At 73.6% G+C, this 5055-nt stretch carries 4 protein-coding genes; all 4 read right to left on the bottom strand.

The genetic code is table 11. From position 1 onward, the window contains the following. Positions 1-302 precede the first annotated feature (302 nt). The 4 genes from GCU69_RS22040 to GCU69_RS22025 all read right to left on the bottom strand — a co-directional run bounded on the left by GCU69_RS22040 (position 303) and on the right by GCU69_RS22025 (position 5028). On the bottom strand, positions 303-1226 hold the full coding sequence (locus GCU69_RS22040) for a DUF3159 domain-containing protein (RefSeq protein WP_098754036.1): 924 nt from the start codon (positions 1224-1226) through the stop codon (positions 303-305). Between the two features lie 3 nt (positions 1227-1229). Next, on the bottom strand, positions 1230-1628 hold the full coding sequence (locus GCU69_RS22035; RefSeq protein WP_098754035.1) for an OB-fold nucleic acid binding domain-containing protein: 399 nt from the start codon (positions 1626-1628) through the stop codon (positions 1230-1232). Between the two features lie 32 nt (positions 1629-1660). Beyond that, a complete protein-coding gene (locus GCU69_RS22030; RefSeq protein WP_098754034.1) occupies positions 1661-2386 on the bottom strand; it encodes a response regulator in 726 nt (241 codons plus the stop codon). Positions 2387-2484: 98 nt separating this feature from the next. Next, positions 2485-5028 (bottom strand): ATP-binding protein, encoded by a 2544-nt coding sequence (locus GCU69_RS22025; RefSeq protein ID WP_156206972.1) that lies wholly within the window; start codon positions 5026-5028, stop codon positions 2485-2487. Positions 5029-5055 lie beyond the last annotated feature (27 nt).

Raw genomic sequence — 5055 nt, 5'->3', positions numbered from 1 at the left:
ACCAGCTGGTTTCCGGGCCCCACGGGCGTCGTGTCGTGCCGGGCGCCGTGCCGTGCCAGGTGCCGTGTCGTGCCGGGCGTCCGGGCCGTCCCGTGCCGCGTCGTCCGTACCGCCCGTCCGTACCGCGCCCGGCCGTCCGTACCGCGCCGTGACCGGCACCGCCGCGTTCCGTCGCGAAGGGTTCCGGCGCGGGGTCGCGCCGGAACGGACTCCGGCCGTCGTCCGCGAGGTCACCGGACCCGGGCGCGCCTCGCGGCGTCACCGGTCCGGCGCGGACCCGGTCGTCCGGCGGGCGGGGGGCCTCAGCGCGGCGGGCGGGTGTCCCGCGCGTGCCGGCGGCGGGCGGCGGGCTCCGCCGGGTCGTCCGGCGGGGTGGCCAGCTCCTGGAGCAGGCTGTCCGTGGCCTCGCCCGCCAGCCGCTCGAACGGGTCCTCCGCCGCGCTCTCCCGCTCCCGGCGGGCCTTCTCGGCCTCTTCCTCGGCCTTCTCCTCCGCCTCCATCTCGGCGATCACATCGATCGGCGGCGGGGCCTTCGCGAGGAAGATCCAGGTCAGATAGACGCAGAGCAGGAACGGCGGGATGCCGAGCGCCACCTTCAGCCAGCCGAGCTGGGTGACGTCCCCCCACCAGTAGATCGGGAAGAGGATCGCCGACTTCCCCAGCAGGATGAGGCCCCAGGCCCAGGTCGCGCGGGTGTAGGCACGGAAACGGCCGGGATTGCGGGTGCGCCAGGAGAGGTTCTCCCGCAGGATCGGCCCGAGCAGCACGCCGATCAGCGGGAAACGGAACACCGCCGACAGGATGTACACCACCGAGAGCCCCAGGGTGTAGAGCATCCCGGGGAGGTAGAAGTTCTTGGCGTCGCCCGACATCATCGCGAAGACCGCGCCGAAGGCCACCCCGAAGACGCCGCTGAAGGCGTGCTTGAGGGTGTCCCGCTGGACGAGCCGGACCACCGCGAGCACCAGCGTCAGCCCGAGCGCCGCGATCGCGGACAGATGGATGTCCCGCTTGATGGTGAAGAGCAGGATGAAGACGAGACCCGGGACGGTGGTGTCGATCATGCCCCGGACGCCGCCGAAGGCCTCCAGGATGGCCTTGTCCGCCGGGCTCGCGCCCTGCGCCCCGCCGGCCTCGGGGGCCTCACCGGCCGGGGCCCCGTCGCGCGGGGCCCCTCCGGTCGCCGGTGCGTCCTGCTGAGGGGTCGGCTTGTCCAGTGACGTCACCGGCTACTCCTGTCCGAGCGGTCGGAGTTCGTACTTCGGATTGAACAGCACCCGGCGACCGTGGCTCACGGAGATCCGGCCCGAGGCGATGAGTCTGCGTCCGGGCTCTATCCCGGTGATCGAGCGGCGGCCGAGCCAGACGACGTCCAGCGGGGCCGTGCCGTCGAACAGCTCCGCCTCCAGCGCCGGCACACCGGCGCGCGGGCGCTGGGTGACCGTGCGCAGCGTACCGGTGACCTTCACGATCTCCCGGTCGTGGCAGTCGCAGATGCGGCTGCACCCGGCGTCCCGGGCGTCCTGCCGCAGTTCGTCGGCGTGCAGCTCCGCCTGCGAGGACGAGAGCCGGTCGAGCATCCGGCGCAGCCGGCCGGCCGGCTTCTCGGGACGGGGTGCACCACTCATAGGGCCAGCCTACCGGGGGACGGGCGGCGGGCTCACCGCTCGAAGCGGTAACCCATGCCGGGCTCGGTGATGAAATGCCGGGGATGTGACGGGTCGGTCTCCAGTTTACGGCGCAGCTGCGCCATGTAGACGCGCAGGTAGTTCGTCTCCGTGCTGTAGGACGGCCCCCACACCTCGTGGAGGAGCTGCTTCTGCCCGACCAGCCGCCCGGGATTGCGCACCAGCACCTCCAGCAGATGCCACTCGGTCGGCGTCAGGCGTACGTCCTTGCCGCCCCGGTTGACCTTCTTCGCGGCCAGGTCGACGGTGAAGCCCTCGGTCTCGATGAGAACGGTTTCCGGGTCCTCCGCGGCGGGCCCGGCGGGCTCACCGCGACGGATCGCCGCCCGCAGCCGCGCCAGCAGCTCGTCCATGCCGAAGGGCTTGGTCACGTAGTCGTCGGCGCCCGCGTCCAGGGCCTCGACCTTCTCGTCGGAGGTCTGGCGCGCGGAGAGCACCAGGACCGGCACCCGGCTCCGGGTGCGCAGCAGCCGGATGACCTCCACCCCGTCCATGTCCGGCAGCCCCAGGTCGAGCAGGACCACGTCGGGACGGCGGGCGGCGGCCGCCCGGAGCGCGGAGGCGCCGTCGGCGGCGGTCTCCACCTCGTACCGGCGCGCCCGGAGGTTCAGCACCAGGGCCCGCACGATCTGCGGCTCGTCCTCCACCACGAGGACCCTTCCGGGAGCCGGAGCGGGACGCTCGGCGGACTGCGGCATGGCTGTCGGCCCTTTCTGTCGTACCGGACGGGAGCTTACGGTGCCGCGTGCCGCGGGGACACGGCCGGTCACCGGTTCCGGCCGGGCGGCCCGGACGGTCACGAGGTGACCTGCGCGGACAGGCCGGGCCGGCTCGGCGGACGGCCCGCGGCGGCGCGCAGCGTGAGCACCATCGTCATGCCCCCTCCGGGGGTGTCCTCCGCGTCGAGCGTGCCGCCCATCGCCTCGGCGAAGCCCCGGGCGACGGCCAGCCCCAGCCCCACGCCGGTACCGCGGGGCACGTCCCCGTAGCGCTGGAAGGGCGCGAAGATCCGGTCCTTCTCGGTGTCGGGGACGCCGGGGCCGCGGTCCACCACGCGCAGCTCGACCCGCTCGCCGAGGGCGCTCGCGGAGACCAGCACGGGGGCGCCGTCGGGGCTGTACTTGACCGCGTTCTCGACGATGTTGGCGACGGCGCGTTCCAGCAGCCCCGGGTCGACGGCGACCATCGGCAGCGCCTCCGGGATGTCCAGCTCGACGCCCGCCTCCGGGACCCCGCCGAGCGCCATCGGCACCACCTCGTCCAGGTCCGCCTCACGGATCAGCGGGGTGACGGTGCCGGTCTGGAGCCGCGACATGTCGAGCAGATTCCCCACCAGGTGGTCCAGCCGGTCGGTGCCCTCCTCGATGCCCGCGAGCAGCTCCGCCTCGTCCTCCTCGGACCAGGACACGTCGTCGGAGCGGAGCGAGCTGACGGCCGCCTTGATCGCGGCCAGCGGGGTGCGCAGGTCGTGCGAGACGGCGGCGAGCAGCGCCGTACGGATCTTGTTTCCCTCGGCCAGTTGCCGGGCCCGCTCGGCCTCGCCGACCAGCCGCCGCCGGTCGACCACGACCGCGGCCTGGGCGGCGAAGGCGGCCAGCACCCGGCGGTCCTCCGCGGGCAGCACCCGTCCGTCCAGCGCCAGGGCCATGTGGTCCCCGACGGGCATGTCCACGTCGGCGTCCTCGGGGCGCGGCGAGGGGTTCGGGCCGACGCTGCCCTCGCAGGTCCACGGCTCGACGTCGTTCTCCCGTTCCAGCAGGGCGACGGAGTGCATGCCGAAGGTCTCCCGGACCCGTTCCAACAGCGCCTCCAGACTGGTCTCGCCGCGCAGCACGCTGCCCGCCAGGAACGACAGGATCTGCGACTCGGCGCGCAGCCGGGCGGCCTGGTGGGTGCGCCGGGCCGCGAGGTCGACGACGGAGGCGACGGACACGGCGACCGCGAAGAACACCACCATCGCCACCAGATTGGTGGGGTCGGCGACGGTGAGGGTCCGGGTGGGCGGGGTGAAGTAGTAGTTGAGCAGCACGGTGCCGATCGCGGCCGCGGCCAGGGCCGGGAGGACCCCGCCGAGCAGCGCCGCGAGCACGGCCAGGGCGAGGTACAGCAGAACGTCGTTGGCGAGGTCCGGGCGGGGCTGCACCGAGGTGAGAGCCAGCGTCAGCAGCGCCGGGCCGCCGATCCCGGCGAGCCACCCGGCGACGATCCGGGAGCGGCCGAGGCGGCTGCCGCGGGCGACGGGAAGGCCCCGGCCGCGGGCGGCCTCCTCGTGGGTGACGATGTGGACGTCGATGTCCGGGCCGGAGTCGCGGGCCACGGTGGCGCCGACCCCCGGCCCGAAGACGTACTGCCAGGCCTTGCGGCGGCTGGAGCCGAGGACGACCTGGCTGGCGTTGACGCCGCGCGCGAACTCCAGCAGCGCGGTCGGCACGTCGTCGCCGAGCACCTGGTGATAACTGCCGCCCAGGTCCTCCACCAGCTTCCGCTGGACCAGCAGCTCCTTCGGGGAGGCGGCGGCCATTCCGGCCCGGCTGGTGATGTGCACGGCCAGGATCTCGCTGCCCGACCCCTTGGCCGCGACCCGGGCGGCGCGACGCAGCAGGGTGCGCCCCTCGGGACCGCCGGTGAGGCCGACCACGATCCGCTCCCGGGCCTGCCAGGTGGAGCGGATGCGGTGCTCGCTGCGGTACTGCTGGAGGTATTCGTCGACCCGGTCGGCGGTCCAGAGCAGCGCCAGTTCGCGCAGGGCCGTGAGGTTGCCGGGGCGGAAGTAGTTGGAGAGCGCCGCGTCGACCTTGTCCGGGGCGTAGATGTTGCCGTGCGCCATCCGGCGGCGCAGCGCCTGCGGCGACATGTCGACCAGCTCGATCTGGTCCGCTCGGCGTACGACCTCGTCGGGGACGGTCTCGCTCTGCTGCACGCCGGTGATCGAGTGGACGACGTCGCCGAGCGACTCCAGATGCTGGATGTTGACCGTGGAGACGACGTCGACGCCGGCCTTGAGCAGCTCCTCGACGTCCTGCCAGCGCTTGGCGTTGCGCGTGCCGGGGACGTTGGTGTGGGCCAGCTCGTCGACGAGGGCGACCGCGGGGCGGCGGCGCAGGACCGCGTCGGTGTCCATCTCGGTGAGGGTGCGGCCGCGCTGCTCGACGGCGCGGCGCGGGATCTGCTCGAGCCCGTCGAGCAGCTCGGCGGTGCGGGGCCGTCCGTGGTCCTCCACGAAGCCCACGACGACGTCGGTGCCGCGCGCCGCCCGCCGGTGCGCCTCGGACAGCATGGCGTACGTCTTGCCGACACCGGGGGCAGCGCCGAGATAGATCCTGAGCTTGCCGCGTCCCATGGCCCCATTCTGGCGGGTCACGACGGC

It is taken from the genome of Streptomyces lycii, assembly GCF_009735685.1.
Lineage (GTDB): Bacteria > Actinomycetota > Actinomycetes > Streptomycetales > Streptomycetaceae > Streptomyces > Streptomyces lycii.
Note: the sequence above shows the minus strand (reverse complement) of the source record. Positions and strands in the feature narration are given on the sequence as shown.

What these genes read in the sequence shown, in the direction of transcription:
- GCU69_RS22035 (WP_098754035.1), bottom strand. Translation starts at nt 1,628, where the DNA reads ATGAGTGGTGCACCCCGTCCCGAGAAGCCGGCCGGCCGGCTGCGCCGG.
- GCU69_RS22030 (WP_098754034.1), bottom strand. Translation starts at nt 2,386, where the DNA reads ATGCCGCAGTCCGCCGAGCGTCCCGCTCCGGCTCCCGGAAGGGTCCTC.
- GCU69_RS22025 (WP_156206972.1), bottom strand. Translation starts at nt 5,028, where the DNA reads ATGGGACGCGGCAAGCTCAGGATCTATCTCGGCGCTGCCCCCGGTGTC.